General features: G+C 44.6%; 12 protein-coding genes and 1 pseudogene. 7 read left to right on the top strand and 6 right to left on the bottom strand.

Translation table 11 applies throughout. The annotated features are described in order from the left end of the window. The 6 genes and pseudogenes from ahpC to ACYIA1_RS18075 all read right to left on the bottom strand — a co-directional run. Positions 1 to 567 (bottom strand): alkyl hydroperoxide reductase subunit C, encoded by a 567-nt coding sequence (gene ahpC / locus ACYIA1_RS18100; RefSeq protein WP_005867400.1) that lies wholly within the window; start codon positions 565 to 567, stop codon positions 1 to 3. Between the two features lie 220 nt (positions 568 to 787). Beyond that, positions 788 to 2068 carry a phosphopyruvate hydratase gene (gene eno / locus ACYIA1_RS18095; protein ID WP_036614817.1) on the bottom strand — a complete coding sequence of 427 codons (1281 nt, stop codon included), beginning with the start codon at positions 2066 to 2068 and terminating at the stop codon, positions 788 to 790. 107 nt (positions 2069 to 2175) lie between these two features. Then, positions 2176 to 2766, bottom strand: a complete 591-nt coding sequence (locus ACYIA1_RS18090) for a Crp/Fnr family transcriptional regulator (RefSeq protein WP_480336158.1) — start codon at positions 2764 to 2766, stop codon at positions 2176 to 2178. Positions 2767 to 2952: 186 nt separating this feature from the next. Then, complete coding sequence (gene pflA, locus ACYIA1_RS18085; protein WP_005867396.1) at positions 2953 to 3687, bottom strand: pyruvate formate-lyase-activating protein; 735 nt, start codon at positions 3685 to 3687, stop codon at positions 2953 to 2955. Beyond that, on the bottom strand, positions 3688 to 5928 hold the full coding sequence (gene pflB, locus ACYIA1_RS18080) for a formate C-acetyltransferase (protein ID WP_008772883.1): 2241 nt from the start codon (positions 5926 to 5928) through the stop codon (positions 3688 to 3690). Between the two features lie 182 nt (positions 5929 to 6110). Then, positions 6111 to 7483: pseudogene (locus ACYIA1_RS18075) on the bottom strand (sensor histidine kinase); the annotation flags it as partial. Positions 7484 to 7639: 156 nt separating this feature from the next. Between ACYIA1_RS18075 and ACYIA1_RS18070 the strand changes: the two are divergent. The 7 genes from ACYIA1_RS18070 to ACYIA1_RS18040 all read left to right on the top strand — a co-directional run bounded on the left by ACYIA1_RS18070 (position 7640) and on the right by ACYIA1_RS18040 (position 23612). After that, the gene (locus tag ACYIA1_RS18070) at positions 7640 to 11680 is read left to right on the top strand and encodes a hybrid sensor histidine kinase/response regulator transcription factor (RefSeq protein ID WP_480336157.1); all 4041 of its coding nucleotides are present in this window, start codon (positions 7640 to 7642) and stop codon (positions 11678 to 11680) included. Positions 11681 to 11882: 202 nt separating this feature from the next. Then, positions 11883 to 14945 (top strand): SusC/RagA family TonB-linked outer membrane protein, encoded by a 3063-nt coding sequence (locus tag ACYIA1_RS18065; protein ID WP_154395945.1) that lies wholly within the window; start codon positions 11883 to 11885, stop codon positions 14943 to 14945. 29 nt (positions 14946 to 14974) lie between these two features. Beyond that, positions 14975 to 16570, top strand: coding sequence for a RagB/SusD family nutrient uptake outer membrane protein (locus tag ACYIA1_RS18060; protein ID WP_005859723.1), 1596 nt, complete (start codon positions 14975 to 14977; stop codon positions 16568 to 16570). Between the two features lie 181 nt (positions 16571 to 16751). Then, complete coding sequence (locus ACYIA1_RS18055) at positions 16752 to 19088, top strand: GH92 family glycosyl hydrolase (protein WP_480336156.1); 2337 nt, start codon at positions 16752 to 16754, stop codon at positions 19086 to 19088. A gap of 31 nt (positions 19089 to 19119) precedes the next feature. Beyond that, complete coding sequence (locus ACYIA1_RS18050; RefSeq protein WP_005859727.1) at positions 19120 to 19917, top strand: basic secretory family protein; 798 nt, start codon at positions 19120 to 19122, stop codon at positions 19915 to 19917. A gap of 238 nt (positions 19918 to 20155) precedes the next feature. Next, positions 20156 to 21142: a GSCFA domain-containing protein gene (locus ACYIA1_RS18045; protein WP_480336155.1), complete on the top strand. Its 987-nt coding sequence runs from the start codon at positions 20156 to 20158 to the stop codon at positions 21140 to 21142. Positions 21143 to 21146: 4 nt separating this feature from the next. After that, a complete protein-coding gene (locus ACYIA1_RS18040) occupies positions 21147 to 23612 on the top strand; it encodes a bifunctional UDP-N-acetylmuramoyl-tripeptide:D-alanyl-D-alanine ligase/alanine racemase (RefSeq protein WP_005867380.1) in 2466 nt (821 codons plus the stop codon). Positions 23613 to 23649: the final 37 nt, after the last annotated feature.

The raw sequence follows: 23649 nt of genomic DNA, 5'->3' as shown, positions 1-23649 counted from the left end.
TTAGATTTTCCCTACCAAGTCAATGCTAGGTTTCAAGGTAGCCTCCCCTTTCTTCCATTTAGCGGGACAAACCTCACCATCATGTGAAGCGACAAACTGAGCGGCTTCAACTTTACGAAGTAACTCGGAAGCGTCACGACCGATATTGTTATCATGAATCTCGGCCACTTTGATCTTTCCTTCCGGATTTACCAAGAAAGTGCCACGGTATGCCATACCCTCTTCCTCGATCATCACACCAAACGCACGACTCAGTGCTCCAGTGGGATCCGCCAACATCGGATATTGGATCTTACGGATAGTCTCGGAAGCGTCATGCCAAGCTTTATGTACAAAATGAGAGTCTGTACTTACAGAGTAAATTTCTACTCCCATTGATTTAAACTGCTCATACTTCTCAGCCATATCGACCAACTCTGTTGGACAAACAAATGTAAAATCGGCCGGGTAGAAGAAAAAGATAGCCCACTTACCCAAGACGTCCTCGTTGGTTACAGTCTTGAAATTACCATTTTGAAAAGCTTGTACTTTAAACTCCGGAAGTTGAGAATTAATAATCGGTTCCATACTTGTTCCTATTTTTTAATGAATACTATTTGTTTTTATTTCCGATACAAAAATATAACATATTTATTCATTAAAACAATTTTTCTAATCGATATATTTTATGAGGTTATAGATAATACTTTATCAATCAATAAAAAGGGCCTATCCTCACGGATAAGCCCTTCAATATCTTGGGTTTTGGATTACTACATAATTAGCGATTATAATTTACTTTATATACTTAATTGATTCTTTTGTATCCGTATACGGCACGGTCTCCCAATTCCTCCTCGATACGAAGCAGCTGGTTATATTTAGCCATACGGTCCGAACGACTTAATGATCCCGTCTTGATCTGTCCGCTATTGGTAGCGACAGCGATATCGGCGATCGTAGCGTCTTCCGTCTCACCGGAACGGTGTGAAGTAACGGTCGTGTATCCATGGCGGTGAGCCATCTCGATAGCGTTCAGTGTCTCCGTCAAGGAACCGATCTGATTTACCTTGATCAAGATTGAGTTACCGCAACCTTCTTTAATACCCCTTGAAAGGAACTCTACATTTGTCACGAACAAATCATCTCCGACTAATTGGCAATGGTTACCGATACGATCTGTCAGTTTCTTCCAACCAGCCCAATCATTCTCACTCATACCATCCTCAATGGAATCGATCGGGTATTCGTTGATCAGCTTTTCCAGATAATCCACTTGTTCGTCGGAAGTACGTTTCACTCCTTTTTCTCCTTCAAACTTCGTGTAATCGTAGATTCCATCCTTATAAAACTCAGAAGAAGCGCAATCCATACCGATCATCACATCCTTGCCCGGTTCATAACCAGCCGCCTTGATAGCGACGATAATTGAGTTCAAGGCATCTTCCGTACCTTCCAAATTCGGGGCGAAACCACCCTCATCACCAACAGCGGTACTTAACCCACGATCGTGCAATACCTTTTTCAACGCATGGAATACCTCAGCGCCCATACGTAAGCCTTCCTTGAAAGAAGCGGCACCTACCGGACGAATCATAAACTCTTGGAAAGCGATCGGAGCGTCGCTATGCGAACCGCCATTGATTATATTCATCATCGGAACAGGCATCACGTAGGTATTCGTTCCACCAATATATCTATATAAAGGAATATCCAAATAATTTGCGGCAGCTTTCGCTACAGCTAAAGAAACGCCAAGGATAGCGTTCGCACCTAGTTTCGATTTAGTTTTCGTACCGTCCAAAGCCAACATCGCATGATCGATACCTATCTGATCCAAGGCAGACATCCCCTTCAATGCCGGAGCGATAATCGTATTGATATTCTCAACCGCTTTCAATACGCCTTTACCACCATAACGCTTCTTGTCGCCATCACGCAACTCCAAAGCCTCGTTCTCGCCGGTGGACGCACCGGAAGGCACAGACGCACGGCCCATAACGCCGGACTCTAGTAAAATATCAACCTCTACTGTCGGGTTACCTCTTGAATCTAGGATCTCACGTCCTGTAATCTTTTCTATTTTCATTGCTTCTACGTTTTTTAAACTGACGCAAATATAGATGGATTACTAGAACCGTGAAATCACCACAAATTGCTATTTTCGCCTCAATAATACCTGAATGTAGGTAGAGGCTACAACACTCCCGCCCGCACCCGGCTCAAAGATTCGGGTGTCATCAATAAATACGAGGCGATATGATTGACAGAAGCACGTTTCGCTGCTTCCGGATATTCCTGTTGAAAACGCAGATAACGTTTTCTTGCCGACTCAAAACGCCAAGAGTCCGCTTTCTCTTGCGAAAGCATCAAAGCCCACTCCAGTATTTTCTGGTACAATCTATTAATAGCTAAAGATGTTTTCAATAAATCGCTAAATTCCGAAAAAGAGATCCGGTGATAAACCGTCGGTTCCAATGCCTCGATTAATAAACGCGTCGGTTCTCTTTGGAATGTGCTGGCTATACAAATAACGATATTTCCCTCACAGGAGAAATGCTCGGTAATATCACGTTTATTCTTATAGTAAAACTGGCGTAATAATCCCGATTCCACATAATATAAATATTTAGATATTTGTCCGTTATCCAACAATAATTCTCCTTTCGCAGCCTTACTTGATTCTATGATCGAGGCCAGAGAATCCAAATCCGCATCGGGTAATGGATAAAAACGTTTGGGTATCATTTCGGCTATTTCTTGTGGTGTCTTCATACTATTCATCATTTTCTGATCTATATCATTTTTTATCTCCTTACAAAAATAGATATTTGTTGCATATAACAAAACAAACACATATTAAATAGTCAAGGTTAGTCTAGGCAAAAAATTATTACTATCGTTTAAAAGCTAATCGGATTAGATTGTTTTCCCTGATTAGCTGTTGCATAATCGCAAGGCTTGATCGAGAGATCAGGCCTTGTTATTTTCTGGTTTGTAGCGAGAGAATATCGCTTTCGCATTATCTAAACGTTCTTTTGATAAGGGTTCCACCCCCTTTAACGGATAATCGAGGCCTAATTGCTCATATTTATAGGTTCCCATCGTATGATAAGGCAACAATTCCACTTTGCGAACCACTTTATATGAACTGACATACCGAGCTAACGCCTCCAGCCACTCGTCATTATCCGTATATCCGGGGACAATAACATGGCGAATCCAAGTATCTATGCCACGTCTCTCCAATTCATCCAAAAACAGAAGCGTATTATCCTGCTTGACACCCGCCAGTAACGGATGTAAATCCGGGTTTAAGGTTTTGATGTCCAATAACACTAAGTCCGCATAATCCAAGACTTCCCAAGCTTTTGAGGTACATACGAAACCAGATGTGTCCAAAGCTGTGTGAAGACCTTGCTCTTGGCACAAACGGAAAAACTCTTTCAGAAACTCCGGTTGCAATAAAGGTTCCCCACCGGTAACAGTCACCCCCCCACGGGCGATAAAACTCTTATACCGTAAGACTTCCGTCAATAGCTCGCCGGGAGTCATCTGATATTTCACCTTCCCTTTCGGGTTCCAAGTATCCGGGTTATGGCAATACAGGCAACGCAACGGGCAGCCCTGCATAAAAACGACAAAGCGAATTCCGGGACCATCTACGGTCCCGAAACTCTCTAATGAATGTATCTTACCTTTTATCACTTACAGTGAATGGTTAATGGTTCTTGAAATAACATCCAACTGTTGTTCACGAGTCAGTTTCACGAAGTTTACCGCATATCCGGATACACGGATCGTAAGTTGCGGATATTTCTCAGGATGTTCCATAGCGTCGATCAACAAATCCTTATCAAATACGTTAACATTCAGATGCTGACCTCCATCCGGAGTAAAATAGCCATCCAATAAGCTAACCAGATTATTGATCTGCACTTCACGCTCCTTTCCCAACGTAGCCGGAGAAACAGCGAAAGTATAAGAGATACCGTCGTGCGCATGCTGGAATGGAAGCTTCGCTACCGAAGCTAGCGCAGCGATAGCACCTTTCGTATCACGACCGTTCATAGGGTTCGCGCCCGGAGCGAAAGGAGTTCCACCGATACGGCCATCCGGTGTCGTACCAGTCTTCTTACCATATACCACATTAGAGGTGATCGTAAGGATGGACTGCGTAGGTTTCGCATGGCGATAGGTCTCGTGCTGACGCAAATATTCCATGAACTTCTCGGTGATCTCTACAGCGATACTATCCGTACGATCGTCGTTATTACCGAAAGGAACATATTCGCCCTCACGTTCGAAATCAACCGCCAAGCCACGCTCGTCACGGATCACACGTACTTTCGTATCACGGATAGCAGCCAACGAATCGGCAACGATAGAAAGACCGGCAATACCTGTCGCACGGATACGCTCGACATCCCCATCGTGAAGCGACATCTCGAATGCCTCATACGCGTATTTATCATGCATATAATGGATTATCTTTAAGGCGTTCACATACACTTTCGCCAACCAGCGCATCATTTGCTCATACTTAGCCATCACCTCATCGTATTCCAGATACTCGCCGCGAACCGGCTCAAACATCGGGGCTACCTGTACGCCGCTACGCTCATCCCGTCCTCCGTTGATCGCATATAATAAACATTTCGCCAAATTCGCACGGGCTCCGAAGAACTGCATCTGCTTACCGATCTTCATAGGAGAAACGCAACAAGCGATACCATAATCATCTCCATAATCCGGACGCATCAAATCGTCGTTCTCATATTGGATAGCCGATGTATCGATAGAGACCTTGGCACAGAAGCGTTTCCAGTTCTCGGGAGCGTTCTTAAACCACAGAACTGTCAAATTGGGTTCTGGTGCCGGACCTAGATTATATAATGTATGGAGATAACGATAGGAAGTTCTTGTTACCAAAGAACGGCCATCCACTCCTTGGCCGCCCAAGGACTCTGTTACCCAAACCGGATCACCGGAGAACAAATCATTGTATTCCGGCGTACGTAAGAAACGAACGATACGCAACTTGATGATCAGCTGGTCTACCAATTCTTGCGCCTCCTCTTCGGTCAACTTACCCTCACGGATGTCTTTCTCGATATAAATATCCAAAAACGTAGAAGTACGTCCGATAGACATCGCCGCGCCATCTTGGTCTTTTACCGCCGCCAGATAAGCTAAGTACACAAACTGAACCGCCTCACGAGCGTTTTGTGCCGGACGAGTCACATCAAAGCCATAGCTAGCGCACATTTTCTCGAACGCTTTCAAAGCCTTGATCTGTTCAGAAATCTCCTCACGGCTCTGGATGATCTCTTCCGTGATCTCTTGGATATCCAAACGATTCAAGAAACGCTTTTTCTCCTCGATCAAGATTGCCGTACCATACAGAGCGACACGACGATAGTCACCGATAATACGTCCTCTGCCATACGCATCGGGCAGACCGGTGATAATAGCCGAACGACGTGCGGCAATCATCTCTTCCGTATATGCGGAGAAAACGCCCTCGTTATGAGTTTTACGGTACTTCGTGAAGATCTCTTTCGTCATCGGGTCCAAATGATAACCATAAGCTTCCAAGCTATTCTCGACCATACGGATACCGCCCTTCGGGAAGATACCACGTTTCAGCGGAGCATCGGTTTGTAACCCAACGATAACCTCATTCTCCTTATCAATATAGCCCGGGCCATATACATCGATCCCTTGAGGTAATTTTGTCTCGGCGTCATAAACTCCCTTTTCCCTCTCGACCTTAAACATCTCGGTCAGCTTGTTCCAGACCTTACGGGTCTTCTCGGAAGAAGCGACTAAAAAGGAATCATCCCCTTCATAAGGCGTATAGTTACTCTGGATAAAATCTCTTACATTGATCTCTCTTTTCCAGGTCTCACCCTTAAAGTGATCCCAGCACTCATTCTCAAATTTCATAAACAATCTTATCTAATACCACATTTTTACCGCCGCAAAGGTAGGAGAATTATCGTCATATTTCTGTCATATATGCTACACCAGTTCTAAAATCCCTATAAATTGCGATAAAAAAGCTTCTCATCCTTCACTATTTTAAAAGGACATTACCAATAAATGGGGAGTCAGCCCTAAGGGCGAAGAGGCAACCATGCCCAAAAAGTAGATCCGGCACCAAGTTTTGAAGTGAAGCCCACTTCTCCCCCTGCCGCTTCTACGATAGCTCTGGAGATCGTCAAGCCAAGTCCGGTACCCTGCGAGAACTCATTCAATTTCTCAAAACGGGTAAATACTTTGTCATGCAAATCATCCGGTATACCGATTCCCGTATCCTCAACATAGATACGAAGACCTTCCCTTTCAATACCATATCCCATTTTAATATATCCGGATTTGGTGCATTTTACCGCATTAGTGAGGAAATTCATCCATACTTGCTTAAGCCGGTTTCTATCCAGAAGTACCCAGCACTCCGAGTTGGGACCATCTAAACGTAACTCGACATTCGGAAATCATTGATAGGATCATTAAAAGCACTGAATTTCAGGCTTTTTACATCAAAATCCCAATACGACATACCAACCGTCTTGAAAGAAAGCTCTATCTTGTAATTTCTTTCTTTAAGTTCCCGATTCAATTGCTGGATCTTAGGAATGTTTTGCCTGAATCCCGTATAGCGTATTATATCTCCATTTTCATCTTGATCGAAAGGGACACCCATAAAATCACAATACTGCCAAGTCTCATCATACTTGGTTTGTATGCGACAGGTAAAATTGATGGTGACATTCTCTCCAGCTATCAGGGATTGCATTGCGTCGTAAAAAACAGACCGGTCCTCGGGGTATATAACATCCATATACTCCGAAACGGTCAATAACCGATCTGAAACGTAATCGTTGATCGGATCATTATAAGATTCGAATTTCTGGGAATTTACATCAAAATCCCAATGAACAATATTACTGACTTTCATGGCCAGATCACGTTTTGCGATCAGATCCTGCGCTTTCTTGGCCATCTCCAGATTTTTCTTGCTTTCTTCCGTACGGAATTCCACCTCTTTCATGGAAGTCATATCATTTGCGAGTAATATATGTCCGATAAGATGTTTTTTTCTACTCCATATCGGGATAACTTTAACCCCATAGATCATCGTGTCTTTATTATGGGAAGAATAATATGCATCCTTATTAACCCGATCAAAATCATACTCAAACTCCAAGGAAATATCTTCACCCGATTGTATCCGAGCTAAAAGTTCTGAATCAACAAATGGACTTTTGTAAAGATTGACTATATTCACCACCGATGTCCGGTCGTCCACACCATACATCCTCAACGCATGGTCGTTTATACTACGCAGCACACCATGTGCGTCATAAATTTCAATACCCACCGGCAGACAAGCATATATACTCTCCGTAAATAAACGCTGTTCTTCTATTAATTTAGAAATTTCTTTCTCTATTATCACATCGTCATTTTCTTGAGAATTCTCTTCACATTGTTCCATCTGTCACTTACTTTATTTCGTATTATCATACGTCAGACATTCTAATTTATACGAAAGCCCTGCTTTTTGCAAAAGTAAACAAAAAAGTGAATTCTTTTCTGTTCGTTCATAAAGATATTATCTTTGCGCTGAAAACAAACACTAAATCTTAAATACATGAGATTCACAAGGCTTATTCTAGCGTTAACCAGTTTCCTTATATTGATCACGCAAACAGACCTATTTGCCTCAACCGTATTGCATAAAACTTCTATGGTTGATCTCTCAAATAACGCTATTATTTGCATGCATCAAGATCCGGATGGCTATTTGTGGATCGGGACTTACGACGGACTTAACTTATACAACGGAAAAGATACGTATGTATATCGTTTCGAATTAAATAACAAAAACTCTCTTTGTAGTAATATCATTCACAAAATATCCGACGCAGAACCCGGCTTTTTATGGATATCAACCTCTTTAGGTATCAATAAATTCTCACTAAAAGAACGGAAAGTCACCGAGTCTTTCCCCGGATACATGGAATGCGATCTATTGGCCTCCGATTCATCCGGCATCACGCTCGCTATTTGTAAGGAAAACAGAATCTCTTGCTACACCCCATCTAGCGATGGGTTCCGGGACCTGCCGAGAGAAGGAGTAGGCCCTCAAACCGTACGTACCTTATTCGCCGGGACGGACGGACATTTTTATTTATTATTAGCCTCGGGCATACTGAAAAAGTTGACTCCGGATTTCTCCGATACTACTTTTAATTTGCTATCGGAAGAACGCCAATTCCATAATAAACCGATCTTATCCGCATTTTACGAGAATAATCATATTTTCATAGTAGATACCGACAATAAATTATATCGACAGCATGTAGACGGAAAGGGGAAAGAATTCCTGTTCGATCTGCCTGAAATGACAAAACAATATGGTAACATCATCAAGATATGCACCTTCCAATCCAATGTGTATATCGTTTTCCGTAACGGCAATATTCTAGACCTAAGCCAACCGGAAAACACGATAAATATGGGCATCGGTATCTTTTGCCTAATGAACGATAAAAGGCAGGAGATTCTCTGGTTGGGAACAGACGGGCAAGGTATACGGATGTTTTATGACAAACCCGATCTTTTCGGCTCTATCTTACTCAAGGATTTACCGATTAATATACAGAACCCCATACGTTCTTTATATACAGACGATGATCAATCCCTTTGGCTCGGGACAAAAGGAGACGGTATTGTCCGGATACAAGCGTATGACACTTACCATAACAAAAAGATGATCCCACAAAGCGCTATCACGCATTTTACCACCGCCGACGGCCTATCCAGCAACCGTGTGTATTGCTTCCAAAAAAGCGAGTACCATCCATGTATCTGGATTGGCACGGAAGGCCCGGGACTGACCTATTATTCGTATAAAGAGAAACGAATAAAAACGATACCGCAACGAGAAGACACCACCCCTCTACGCTATGTCCACTCTATTTGCGAGGTAGATGATTCCACATTATGGCTAGCGACAACGGGTAACGGATTGCAAAAGGTTACCTTACATATAGATAAAGCCGTACCTACAATCGGGAAGGTACAAACCTTCCCGTTAAAAAACGGAAAGAACATCTGTAAAGAAATCCAATCGATGGTATATGACAACGACTCTACCCTGTTCCTCGGGAGCCGTGGCGGTTACGGAGTCATTCGTTTCAATATTTTCAATCAAGGATATGAATTCCTGCAAACCAACAATTTAAGAAACCCGGCCATTGGAGATGTGCTTTCCGTATGCCAGACCGAAGATTCCACGTTTTATGCAGGCGCCAGCTCCGGTCTCACCCGGATTAAATTCAGAGGGGGAAAGATGCGTTTACGCCAATTCGATAAAAGCGACGGGATCGTAAACGACATGATCCATGGTATCCATGAGGGGAACGATAGCTGTATCTGGCTTAGTACCAATAAAGGTCTCACCAAATATAATCCCCGGAACAACTTTTTCCATAATTATCATCAGCCTTACTTTAGCGTCACGGAATTCTCTGATGACGCTTATTGGAAATGCCCATACTCCGAGCGTTTATTCTTTGGAGGCATCAACGGATTAGTCTGGGTAAATAAACAAACGGAGCCGGAGCATACCTATCAACCCGAATTAAGTTTCTTCGAGTTGCAAATGGATAAACAAATCCTTCCATTATATAAGGACATCAGCCGGAACGGTGTAACGGTTCCGGCTGATGTGCAATCGTTAACGATTGCGTTCGTCGCTCCGGATTACATCAACGGGGAGAATTACGAGTATTCGTATCAGTTGGTCAACTATAATTCCTCTTGGGAAAAATTGCAAAAGACAAACAAGGTAACTTTCATGAACCTACCGTACGGGGAATATTTGCTGAAAGTCCGTTATCGCAACGATGTCATTGATTCGTCAGCAAAAGAATACACTCTACCTATCAAGGTATTACCTCCTATTTATCTAAGCTCGTTAGCCATTTTCACGTATCTTTTTATCGGTACGGTTTTGCTCATCATCGCCACCTATCGTATCCATCACCAAATACTAAAGAAACAGAAGCAGATCGCAGACAAGATCAAGGAGGAGCAAAAAGAGAAGCTATACGAGTCCAAGCTGAATTTCTTTACCCATATTACGCATGAACTATGCACCCCGCTTACCTTGATCAATGGCGTGGAGAATTATATCCAAGCCTATGCCGCCACCTCAAAAGACAAGACATTAGAAAAATACACTTCAGTCCTCCGGGAAAATGTAGAGGAACTGAACGGACTTATCCAAGAAATCCTTGATTTCCGGAAAGCGGAAGACGCTGGATTCAGTCATACGCACATCCGAAGAGTATCCGTATCCTCTCTTTTGCGAACTCAATTCGAATGGTTTTACCCACTATCCGAGCAACACCAAATCCAATTCAAGATTGATGCTCCCAAAGAGCTTTATTGGAATACGGATTCCGTCTATTTCAAGAAGATCCTAGCAAATCTGATTTCCAACGCATTTAAGTATACGGAAGACGGGGGCACGGTTCGTATCTCCTTACATGAGGAGGAGAACTTCCTCGTCCTTAAAGTTTACAACACCGGCAAAGGAATCGAGGAGGCAGACATGCAAAATATTTTCGACCGATATCGTATCCTTGGCACGATGGATAACGATGATAACAGGCAAAATACGACACGGAATGGCCTCGGCTTATTTATCTGTCACAGCCTCGTACAATCCTTAGGTGGTAAAATCAATATAGAGAGTGAGGTCGGCCAATATGCTGAATTTACAGTTACCTTACCTTTTGGCATCGTAGAGGAGACCTCAGACAACACGATAGACGAAGAGATTCCCGTATTGCTTCCTTCCCCAAACACGGATATACAAAAGCCGCAAATCTCACATACGGCACAAAAAGAGACGGAAGATAAACCGATGATACTCGTTATCGACGATCATAAAGACATCGTCTGGCTAATCACGGAAACCCTCTCTTCCGAATATCAGGTTCAGGAAGCTTATAATGCGGAGGAGGCTCTGGAATTCCTCAAGCAATACACTCCCTCCCTTATCATCACCGATATCATGATGCCTAATATCGACGGATTGGAATTGATCTCTCTTATCAAGGAAAATAGATATACCCGTCATATCCCGCTTATTATCGTATCTGCCAAAATATCAGACCAAGAGCAAGCGGCAGGACTTAATATAGGAGCGGATGCCTATCTAACCAAGCCTTTCTCGCCAACAGTTCTCCTATCCGTCGTGAACCGATTGATGACAAATCAAAGAGAATTAAAAGAGTATTTCTATTCTCCGGAAAGTGCTTATCAATATACGGAAGGGCAATTATTACATCAAGAAGACAAGGAATTCCTTGACGCCGTAACCGCTATCATCAAAGAAAATGTCAGCAAGGAAGGACTCGGTCCCGAGCTGGTAGCGGACGCACTGAATATAAACACCCGCATCTTATATCGCCGTTTCAAGAAAATATCTACCATGACGCCGAGTGATTTTATAAAGGATTATAGGTTAAACTATGCAGCGCAATTACTCGTAAATACCAACATGAGCGTTCAGGAAATTATTTATAATGTAGGGATTTCTAACAAATCATACTTCTATAGGGAGTTTGCCCGTAAATATAACATGACTCCTAAAGAATACCGCACAAAAGAGGCATAAATCATTGATTCCTAAATAGTGTCATAATCTACCAAAAGAGTATCATAATCTGCTATATGCATTTCATGACACTTCTTTGGCATTTCAAAGCACTCTTCAATTCGTTAAGACCTATTAATATTGCTGTCGAATAGCAAAGCAAACCGCTTGTGTGTATTCTTCCTTCGGGAAGCACATTATTAACTTTTAATTTAATGTTTTTATGGAAAAAAAGAGTGAAGGTAAGACGAGGAAATGCCTGACTTTATTAGGTGGACGAACCTCTTTGTTACTTTGTTTATCTTTAATGTTTCAGTCCTCTTATGCGGCCGGAGATTCTACTGTTCCTGAAATGGGAAACATGGAGATTCATCAGATCGCACAGCAAAGTTCAACCATTAAAGGTGTAGTAAAAGACCAAAAGGGTGAACCTCTGATTGGCGTTAGTATTGTTGTGAAAGGAACCACGAACGGAACAGCTTCGGACTTTGACGGAAATTTCACCTTGGATGTGCCGGATAACAGCACATTGGTATTTTCCTTCATCGGCTTCAAACCCCAAGAAGTTCGTTATACCGGGCAAAAAACATTGAACATAGTCTTAGCTGAAGACTCTGAGACACTAGACGAGGTAGTAGTCGTTGGCTACGGTTCCCAAAAGAAAGGTGAGATCACCTCATCCGTTACCAGCGTGAAAGCATCCGACTTTAACAAGGCACCGGTAGTGAACCCGATGCAATTGGTGGAAGGACGTGTAGCTGGTCTGACTGTATCACGTGGTAGCACCGACCCTAATGGCGAGGTAAAAGTACAGATGCGTGGTGCCTCATCTCTGAAAGGTAGCAATGAGCCTCTCGTTATTATTGACGGTATGCCGGGTAATATGACTTCTTTGAACGCTATCGCACCCGAGGATATCGAGGCGATCGACGTATTGAAAGACGGTTCCGCAGCCGCTATCTACGGAACCCGGGGTAATAACGGTGTGATCATCGTCTCCACGAGACGTCCGCAAGCCGGAACTACTCAAGTGGATTACTCAGGATATATCATGCACGAGGCGGTTTATAAACGGCCGGAAATCTTAAATGGAGACGAGTTCGTCGCTTATGGCAAGGAAACCAACAACGCCAATATCCGCGACTTTGGTGGACGGGATAACCATTACGACGCTTTATTGAATAAGAGTAATTTCACCCATGTACACAACTTGACCGCTACCGGTGGTAATGGTAAGACAAACTATCGCGCTTCTTTAAATTACAAAAAGAATGATGGTATGATCCGTAACACCAGCCGTGAAACGATCAATGGCTCTATCGCCGTGAACCACCGTGCGTTTGATGATAAACTACAGCTTTCTTTCAATCTAGCAAACTCTTTCGTGAAAGTGGACGCGGTTTCCGATGATGTGGATAAGGTAGGAGATATCCCTAATTACGGCATATTATACCAGGCGATCCGTATCAACCCGACGATGCCTATTTATAAGGAAGACGGCTCCTTCTGGGAAACTTACAGCGGTTACGAAGATTTCAACCCGGTAGCCCGCATATACCAGCGTACCAAGAAAAAGGAATTCAAGAATTTATTGGCGAACTTCAAGGCTCAATATGAGATTATCCCCGGTCTGACAGCCGCCGCTTTCTTCGCTATGGAGAAGAACGACGCATTAACTAACGATTATAGTATGCGTGAGGAATATAGCCAATATAAAGACGGTACAAACGGACGCGCCAAAAAAGAATATTATCAGAATACCAATCGTACTACTGAATGGACAGCAAACTACAATACTTCCATCAACGGCGTACACAATATTACCGGTTTGCTGGGATACAGTTACCAAGATTTTGAATACGAGCAATTCAGCGCCGAGAACAAGAACTTCTTGACGGACGTATTCGGTACCAATAACCTAGAAGCCGGCGGTTACCTAAAAGATGGTAAGGCCGAGATGAAGAGTAAAAAAGAGACCAGCAAACTGATCGCCTTCTTCGCCCGTGCCAACTATAATTACGACGGTAAATACATGGCCAGCGCCTCTATCCGCCGTGAAGGTTCCACGAAGTTCGGAGCGAACAACAAATGGGCTTGGTTCCCCTCTGTCAGCGCAGGCTGGATGATCTCTCGTGAGGACTTCATGGAGAGCCAAGAAGTATTCGACGTATTGAAATTCCGTGCCGGTTTCGGTATCACGGGTAGTCTACCTACCGATCCATATATGTCTCTCGCTACCTACGGCACAGGTGCTGGAGCTTGGAACGCTTACACCGGTTCATGGCTAACCGCCACTTACGGTCCGAATATCAACCCGAATCCGGATTTGAAATGGGAGAAGAATGAGTCCTTGAACATCGGTTTCGACTTCGGCTTGCTAGGTGGACGCCTAAATGGTACGATCGATTGGTATAGTCGTACGACTCGCGACTTGATCAGTAGCTACAATGCCCAACAGCCATCCTTGATCTACAACACGATCACCACCAACGTAGGCACGATGAGAAATAGAGGTATAGAATTAGCATTAAACGCAGAGGTCGTAAAGACTAAGGATTTCTCTTACACGGCTAATTTCACGTTCTCATACGAGAATAATAAATTGACATCTTTGTCTAACGACGTGTACAAATCTTCTTACGAGGATCAATATGACCTGCCCTCTCCGGGTAACCCGGGCAAGGCTTACCGCCTACAAGAAGGACAGCCGATCGCGTCATTCTTCGGTTATGTATGCGATGGTATCAATCCGGACGGAACTTGGAATCTTCGCGACATAGACGGAAAGGAAGGTCTGTCTGACGCTGACCGTACCTTTATCGGTAATGGTTTGCCGAAATTCAAGGCTGGCTTACAGAACACATTTACCTATAAGAACTTTGACTTCAGCTTCTTCCTGCGCGGTATGTTTGATTATGACGTATTGAACGAGGGTGCTATTTATTTCGGAACGACTGTTAATATTGATCAGTCTGGCACAAACGTATACAAGGATGCCTTGAAGAACAAGGTAACAGAGCAACCATTGTTCTCTTCTTATTATCTAGAGAAAGGGAACTTCTTGAAGATCGATAACGTGACACTAGGTTATACATTCAACTTCAAAAATAATAAATATGTGCGCAACTTACGTATTTATGGTAATGTCACCAATCTTGCGACTATTACAGGATACTCTGGTTTAACCCCTGACGTAAACGTAACAGGACTACAAGCAGGTATAGAGAAGCGCGGATCTTATCCCACCACCCGTACCTTCACGTTTGGCGTTAATTTTGGATTCTAATTAAGTAACAATAGATTTAAGACAATACAATGAAAGCTTTAAAAAATATATGCGCAATTTCATTATTGCTGGGAGCTACCGCATTTACCTCTTGTACGGACCTGACAGAGGAAATACATAGCTCGGTAATCGCTGAGAATTATTACAACAATGCAGGCGAGGTAATGGCCGCCATGATGCGTCCATGGGGACACTTCTGTGGAACTATGCAAGTAGCCCAATCGCCTTGGTCATGTAACGAGTTATCTTCCGACTGTGCCGCATGGCCTCAAAAAGGTCGCCACGGCTATGACAATGGAGACTGGATTCGCTTACACCGCCATCAATGGATTCCTACGGATGGTCAAGTAGTGGATGCTTGGAAAAAATTATTTGAAGGTATCGGATATGCTAACAACTTCCTTACAGATACAGAGAATATAGATTTTGAAGCACTCCAAGTTCCAATGTCTAAAGCACAAGCACAAGCGGAGATGCGTGTATATCGCGCTTACTGTTATTGGTATGTGATGGATATGTTCGGTACGGCTCCAATTTGCGAGAAAATCGGTGAAATCAATCCTTCCTCCAAATCTCGCGCAGAGTTATTCGCTTGGATCGAAAAAGAGTTAAACGAGAGTATTCCTTCTTTGTCAGAGAGTAAAACAGAGACCTACGGACGTGTATCCAAATGGGGGGCTTACGCATTATTGGCTCGTCTCTATTTGAATGCGGAAATTTATACTGGACAAGCACGCTGGGATGATTGTATCGCAGCTTGCGATGAATTAGCTAAGGGAGGTTTCGCATTGGATAAGAAGTGGAACGACACTTTCCGTGCGGATAACGACAAGCGATCTACCGAGATTATCTGGTCAATCGTGTATGATGAAGTATATGCCAAAGGAATGGGTTGGTATCAACGTTGGTTGCATTACGCACACCAAACTGGCTGGGATTTGCAATCCGGTCCTTGGAACGGCTTGGTGACGCAACCTACCTTTTATGACTCATTCGCTGACAACGACTTGAGAAAAATTGAGGGTTTCTTGATCGGTAAGCAATATCCTCGCAAAGTAGATGAAAACGGTAATTACTACTACGACACGACCGCAGAGCCTTTGAAAGGTTCAGAGGAGTACAATGGGCAGGATTTGGTATTCGTAAACTACATTAAGTCCATGACCGAGGGCGAAGAAAACAGCGGTGCTCGCTCTATCAAGTATGAGATCCAACCGGGTACTACCGGCGATATGAACAACGACTGGGTGATGTTCCGTTATTCCGAGGTTATCTATAACAAAGCGGAGGCCTTGATGCGTAAGAACGGGGGCAAAGCAACGCAAGAAGTGGTAGATATGATCAACAGCGTTCGTCAACGTTCTTTCAAGGCAGAGGATTGGGAGAAAGCGAAATATACGACCGCTACTCTGACCATGGATGAGTTCTTGGCCGAAAAAGGTAGAGAGTTTGCTTTCGAAGGAATCCGCCGTACAGACTTGGTTCGTTTCAACAAGTTCGTAACCACTTCTTGGTGGGACAAGACTGCATCCAACGAACCGAAGCGTAATATCTTCCCTATTCCGCAAAGACAATTGGATGCTAACGCAAACTTATCTCCGAACGAGGCTAACTCATTGTTCTAAATATCAACTAAGTATAGTAGAAATCCATTATTAACAAATTAGCACTTGACAATGATAGAGGACTACTATACTTATTGATCTGAAAATATAAAAGGTTACCTTTGTCACTATCAAAGGTTATCCTTGGAACTATCAAAGGTGGCCTTTTATGTTTCATCCTTTTCTAACTAATTGATACGACATGATAAATCTCAAGAAATCGATGTGTTGCCTTTTTCTGGCAGCCAGCTCAACAGTAGCGATCGCACAGACCAATGTAGTCGATCTTGTAAACCCGATCATCGGGACGAATGGAATGGGACATACGTTCCCGGGGGCTTGCGTACCCTTCGGATTGGTGCAGCTCAGTCCGGATACGGATACCATACCGCACAACGTAGACGGTAAATACCAACCTCGCTCCTACGAGTATTGCGCCGGCTATCAACATAAGGATAGCAGCATCGTAGGTTTCAGCCACACCCACTTCAGCGGTACCGGGCACTCCGACCTAGGAGACATCCTGATTATGCCTACCACCGGAACGTTGAAGCTAAACCCCGGAACGGCCACGGATCCCGATGGCGGTTATCGTTCCCGCTTCTCGCATGACACCGAGATTTCCCGTCCCGGATACTATGAGGTGATGCTCGCCGATTATGGCGTAAAGGCGCAACTGACCACCACCCAACGGGTCGGCATCCACAAATACACATACCCCACGAACAGTGAGAACCAACGCGTTATCCTGGATATGATTCACGGGATCTATAACTATGACGGCAAAGTTCTTTGGACCAGTATTCGCATAGAGAACGATACACTCGTAACCGGCTATCGTATCACAAACGGTTGGGCACGTACCAACTATACTTATTTCGCCATGTCTTTCTCCAAACCGATCACGCATTACGGATGCGAAGAGAAAGCGAAAGTTAATTATCGGGGCGGTTATGCCAAGTTCAATATGAAAGAGAACTTCCCGGATATCGGAGGACGTAAGATCGTCGCTTATTTTGATTTCGATCCGAAAATGTCTGATGAGTTGGAAGTGAAAGTCGCCCTTTCCGGAGTCAGCACCGAGGGAGCCTTAAAAAATCTACGTGCCGAGGCTTCCGGTGCGGACTTCAACCAATTAGCCGCCAAAGCCTCCGATACTTGGAATAAGGCGCTCTCCGTCATCGACGCGAAAGGAAGCGATGACCAATTGGCTATGCTTTACACCTCCTTGTATCACACGATGATCAATCCTTGCGTATACACAGACGTTGACGGTCAATACCGCGGACTCGACCATAATATCCATCAAGCGGACGGATTCACGAACTATACCGTATTCTCCGTATGGGATACGTATCGTGCCCTACATCCCCTGTTCAATATCATCAACCGACAAGTCAACACGGATATCGCCAAATCCATGTTGAAACATTGCGAGCAAAGCGTTCATCATGCCTTGCCGATCTGGAGCCATATGGCAAACGAGAACTGGTGCATGATCGGTTATCACTCCGTCTCTGTCTTGGCGGATGCTATCGCCAAAGGATTACCGATTGATAAAGACGCCGCGTTAAAAGCGATGATCAGCAGTTCTACGATTCCGTATTATGAGGGAACCAAAGAGTTTATGGAATTAGGTTATGTTCCTTTAGATCGCAACGGTAGCGCAGGCTCCTTGACTTTGGAGTATGCTTATGATGATTGGACAATCTATAATATAGCTTTATTAGCGGGAAACCGATCCGTGGCCGATACCTATAAAAAGCGTGCGTCCAATTACGCGAATGTATTCGATACCTCGATCGGATATGCCCGTCCCCGTTATACGAATGGTAAATTCAAAGAGGACTTCAGTTTGTTAAGCACGCACGGTGAAGGGTTTATCGAGGGAAATGCCTTGAATTATTCCTTCTATGTCCCTCAAGATGTCAATGGTATGATTCAGTTGATGGGAGGCGAGCAAGCATTCATCACTAAAATGGATTCCTTATTCACGATGCATCTTCCTGATGAGTTCTTTGCCGAGACCGAAGACGTAACCAAAGAAGGATTACTAGGAGGTTATGTACACGGCAACGAACCCAGCCATCACATCCCATTCTTATACACATGGACCAGCCAGCCTTGGAAAACCCAATACTGGCAACGTGAGATCATGAATAAGATGTATCGCAACAATATCGACGGCCTTTGCGGTAACGACGACTGCGGCCAGATGTCCGCTTGGTATATCCTTTCCGCCATGGGATTCTATCCGGTTTGCCCGGGTACGGATCAATACGTATTAGGCGCTCCCTACCTTCCATATATGAAGGTTCGCTTGGAGAATGGTAAGACTTTCGAGGTAAAAGCCGATAAAGTCAGCGACAAGAACCGTTATGTAAAAGCGGTAAAGCTAAACGGGAAACCCTATACCAAAGGATACATCACGCAGGATGACATCTTGAACGGCGGAACGCTCACTTTCGAGATGACTTCCAGCCCGAACAAAAAGCGATTGTTCAACGGAGAGGATCGCCCTTATTCACTGACGGATTAACCCATTTTATCAGAAAAAACAGACAAGACTCATGAAGTATAAACAATTAATCAGCGGTGCTTTCCTGCTGTGGACTTGCATCGCTTGCTCCGGCAAAAAGGAACAGGCGGCTACAGTAGCGGAAGCCACCTCAAATCCTTGGGATAATTATTACATCGGAAAGATCGATTTCAAGAATCTTTCCCCCGAGGCTAAGGGCTCGGCGATCTATGCCGCCGTTATCCCTGATCCGGAAGCTTATATTACCAAGCACGCCCGCAAGGTCGTAGAGACGCTTTATTTCACTCCGGAAGATAGTATCCCGGGCATCGAGGAGATCCACTATACATTAAAGGAATACGACGGGGTATCCGCAAAAGACGGAGCGCCCCCTTCCATCAGTATCGTATACAGCACGAAATGGATCGAGAAAAGTTTTGCCAATAATGACACCGCGAAAGTGGATTACGAGACCCGTGGCGTATTATACCATGAGCTGACGCATGGTTTCCAATTGGAGCCTCAAGGCATAGGTAGCTATGGGACTAATAAGACTTTCTGGGCTATGATAGAAGGTGTGGCGGATGCCGTAAGATACCTGAACGGCGGTTTTACCTTGGAAGATCGTCCCAAAGGCGGCCATTATATGGATGGTTACCGCACGACAGGCTTCTTCCTCGCATGGCTTACGCAAACCAAGAGCCCGGATTTCCTGCGGAAGTTCAACCGAAGCACATTAGAGGTTATTCCTTGGTCGTTCGATGGTGGCGTGAAATATGCGCTCGGCAATGATTACGACATAGACTCCTTATGGAAAGAATATATGGCAACGATGGGAGATGAAGCGTAGCCCCGGCAAAGGCTACGACCAACGGCGGTAACATTCAACAAGTTACCGCCGTTCTTTTATAGTATCACTCCCGACCTTCCGCCAATAGGCATTATAAGGTCGCGACAATGCCCATCGTAAGCTCCTTATACTGCCCATCCTAACAACCTTACAATGGGCATTGTTACATTATTCCCCTAAAACACCTTCCTTATTTGCATTTCCGTAAACATATATCTACTTTTGCGAAAAAGTAAATATGGAACTTTATACCCGAATCCTATTGCCGAAAGCACGATTCTCTTTCTCGTATGAGGACCGGGTCGTGATGATGGGCTCCTGCTTCGCCGAGAATATCGGGCGGAAGCTGGAAGAGAATAAATTCTCCGTAGATATAAACCCATTCGGTACTCTGTATAACCCAGCTTCCGTAGCGGAAGGATTGCGGATGCTGCTACGCCCGGAGCGTTTTACCTCCGGGGATTTATTCCGGCATGAGGGCGTATACCATAGTTTTACCCATCATAGCCGTTTCTCCGCTCCCTCGGAAGAAGAATGCCTAGGCCATATAAACAGCCGCTTATCCGAATCCTCCGATTTCCTGCGAAAAGCGACCCGGTTGGTAATCACGTTGGGAACCGCTTTCGTGTACCGCCTCAAGAGCGACGGGCGAATCGTGTCGAATTGCCATAAGCTACCGGAAAAGATGTTCGACCGGCAACGATTATCCACGCAAGAGATCGTCGAGGACTGGAAACCTCTGTTACTAGCCCTTTGGGAACAAAACCCCGCCTTGAAAATCTTATTTACCGTAAGTCCGATCCGCCACTGGAAAGACGGGGCGCACGAGAACCAACTCAGCAAAGCCACCCTATTGCTAGCCACGGATGCCTTACGGAAAGATTATCCCGACCGAATCGCCTACTTCCCCGCTTATGAGATCCTTATGGACGAGCTCCGGGATTATCGTTTCTATGCGGACGATATGCTCCATCCCTCCCCATTGGCCATTGATTATATTTGGGGGCGTTTTACCGAAAATTTCTTATCCACAGACACTTCGGCAATCCTTAAAGAATGGGGTGATATTCAAAAAGCTATTAACCATAAGCCCTTTCAACCGGATAGCGAGGCCTATAAGCGGTTTATCCTTCAAACTTTGTTAAAGATGGAACGAATTAGCGAGAAAATTCCTTCCTTTGATATCAGAAAAGAGATCGAAATAGTAAAGTCTAAACTAAAATAAAAGAATGGAATACGCAATTAAAGAAATAGCAAGAGTTATCGGTGCTAAAACAAACCAATTGCTTGACGATACGGTCAGTTTGTTGTTGACTGACAGCCGTCGTCTCTCCTTCCCGGAACAAAGCCTCTTCTTCGCCTTGAAAACCAAGACGAACGACGGACATAGATATATACAGGAACTCTATAAACTTCGTGTTCGCAACTTCGTGGTAAGCGATATGCTACCGGAGTTCGAGAGCATGAAGGACGCGAACTTCCTGATCGTAAAAGATACGTTACGAGCTTTACAAAAGCTGGCGACTCACCACAGGAAGCAATTCAACATCCCCGTGATCGGTATCACCGGTAGCAACGGAAAGACGATCGTAAAGGAATTCCTCTATCAACTGCTGCATAACGAGTTCAACATCGTACGTTCGCCCCGGAGCTACAACTCCCAGTTGGGGGTTCCTCTCTCGGTATGGCAGATGAGCGAGAAAAATACACTGGGCATCTTCGAGGCCGGTATCTCACAACCGGACGAGATGGAACGCCTGCAACCCATCATCGCCCCCACGATCGGTATCATCACGAATATCGGGGAGGCTCATCAAGAGAATTTCCTCTCCTCCAATCAGAAATGTATGGAGAAGCTGACGCTTTTCAATGATTGCGAAGCCATTATTTATGATGGGGATGATTTATTTATCGCCAATTGTATCGAATCGGCTTGCCTTTCTCATAAAGCGATCGCGTGGAGCCGTACGGACTCCGAGGCTCCTTTGTTTATCGAGTCTATCGATAAGAAAGAGTTTGAGACGATCATTCACTGTACTTTACTGGGCTTCAACCGGGTCGTTACCATTCCGTTCACGGACGACGCTTCTATCGAGAACGTGATCCATTGTATGGCGGTTATGCTTTACCTAAAACCCACCAGCGTAAACGACGTAACGAAATTCTTACATCTTGAGCCGGTGGCTATGCGATTGGACGTAAAGCAAGGTATCAACAATTGCCTATTGATAAATGATACCTATAACTCGGATATCAACTCCTTGGATATCGCACTCGATTTCCAACAAAGCCGCCGGGTAGGCAAGCAATTAAAGAGCACTTTAATCCTCTCCGATATCCTTCAATCGGGCACCTTGCCGAAATCTCTATATAAGAAGGTCGCCGATTTGGTTCGCCGTAAGAAGATAGATCGTATCGTCGGTATCGGCCGCGACTTAAAGGAATATGCTTCCGTCTTCGAGATCGAGAAGGAGTTTTACACGACCACCGAGGAATTTATCAAGTCTCCTTCCTTCAAGAAATTCAAGGATGAGTTGATCTTGATTAAAGGTTCCCGCCATTTCCATTTCGAGCAGATCTCCGAGTTGTTGGAGAAAAAGGTGCATGAGACGATCCTAGAGGTAAATCTGGACGCGATCGTACACAACTTCAATCAGTATCGTTCCAAGCTAAAGCCGGAGACTAAGATGGTTTGTATGGTAAAAGCTTTCGGTTATGGAGCCGGCTCTTACGAGTTGGCGAAGACCCTTCAAGAACATCGTTGCGACTATCTGGCCGTGGCGGTAGCCGACGAGGGAGCCGAATTGCGTAAAGAAGGTATCTCGATCCCTATTATCGTCATGAATCCGGAGTTCAGCAGTTTCAATGTCTTGTTCGAGAACCATCTGGAACCGGAAGTCTATAGCTTCCGCCTATTGGATGCCATGATCCGGGAGACCGAGCGCAGAGGCATCACCTCTTACCCTATCCATATCAAGATCGATACCGGCATGCATCGCCTAGGGTTTCAACCGGAGGATGTCCCGGCGATCTGTGAACGCTTGAGAGCACAATCCGGGGTTATCGCCCGTTCGGTCTTCTCTCATTTAGCCGGAAGCGACTCGTACGTCTTCGATGATTTTACCCATCAACAATTGGATAAATTCACCAAAGCCGCAGGGGAATTAGAAAACGGGTTAGAGTATAAGGTAATCAAACATATCCTAAACTCCGCAGGAATCGAGCGTTTCGCCGCTTATCAAATGGATATGGTACGTTTAGGTATCGGTTTATATGGAGTAAGCGCATCCGGACAAAAAGGCTTACGGAACGTCAGCACCTTGAAGACGACGATCCTGCAAATACAAAACGTACCCGCAGGGGATTCGATCGGTTATAGCCGTATGAGTTATGTGAAACGTGATTCCCGGATCGCTATCATCCCGATCGGATACGCCGACGGATTGGATCGCCACTTCAGCAACGGAGGCGGGGAGGTCTTGATCAATGGACAACGCTGCCCGATTATCGGCAACATCTGCATGGACGCTTGCATGATCGACGTCACCGACATCCATGCGCAAGAAGGCGACGCCGTAATTATTTTCGGCGACGAACTACCGGTGAGCGAACTTTCGGATAAACTGAAAACAATCCCTTATGAGATATTAACCTCTATCTCGCCTCGGGTAAAGAGGGTTTATTTCCGGGAATAAGAAGTAACCGCCAACAAAGAATGACTCTACCTTGTTT

This window comes from Parabacteroides sp. KHUB-02, from assembly GCF_056640955.1.
The sequence above is the reverse complement of the archived record's forward strand: the minus strand, read 5'-3'. Positions and strand labels throughout refer to the sequence as shown.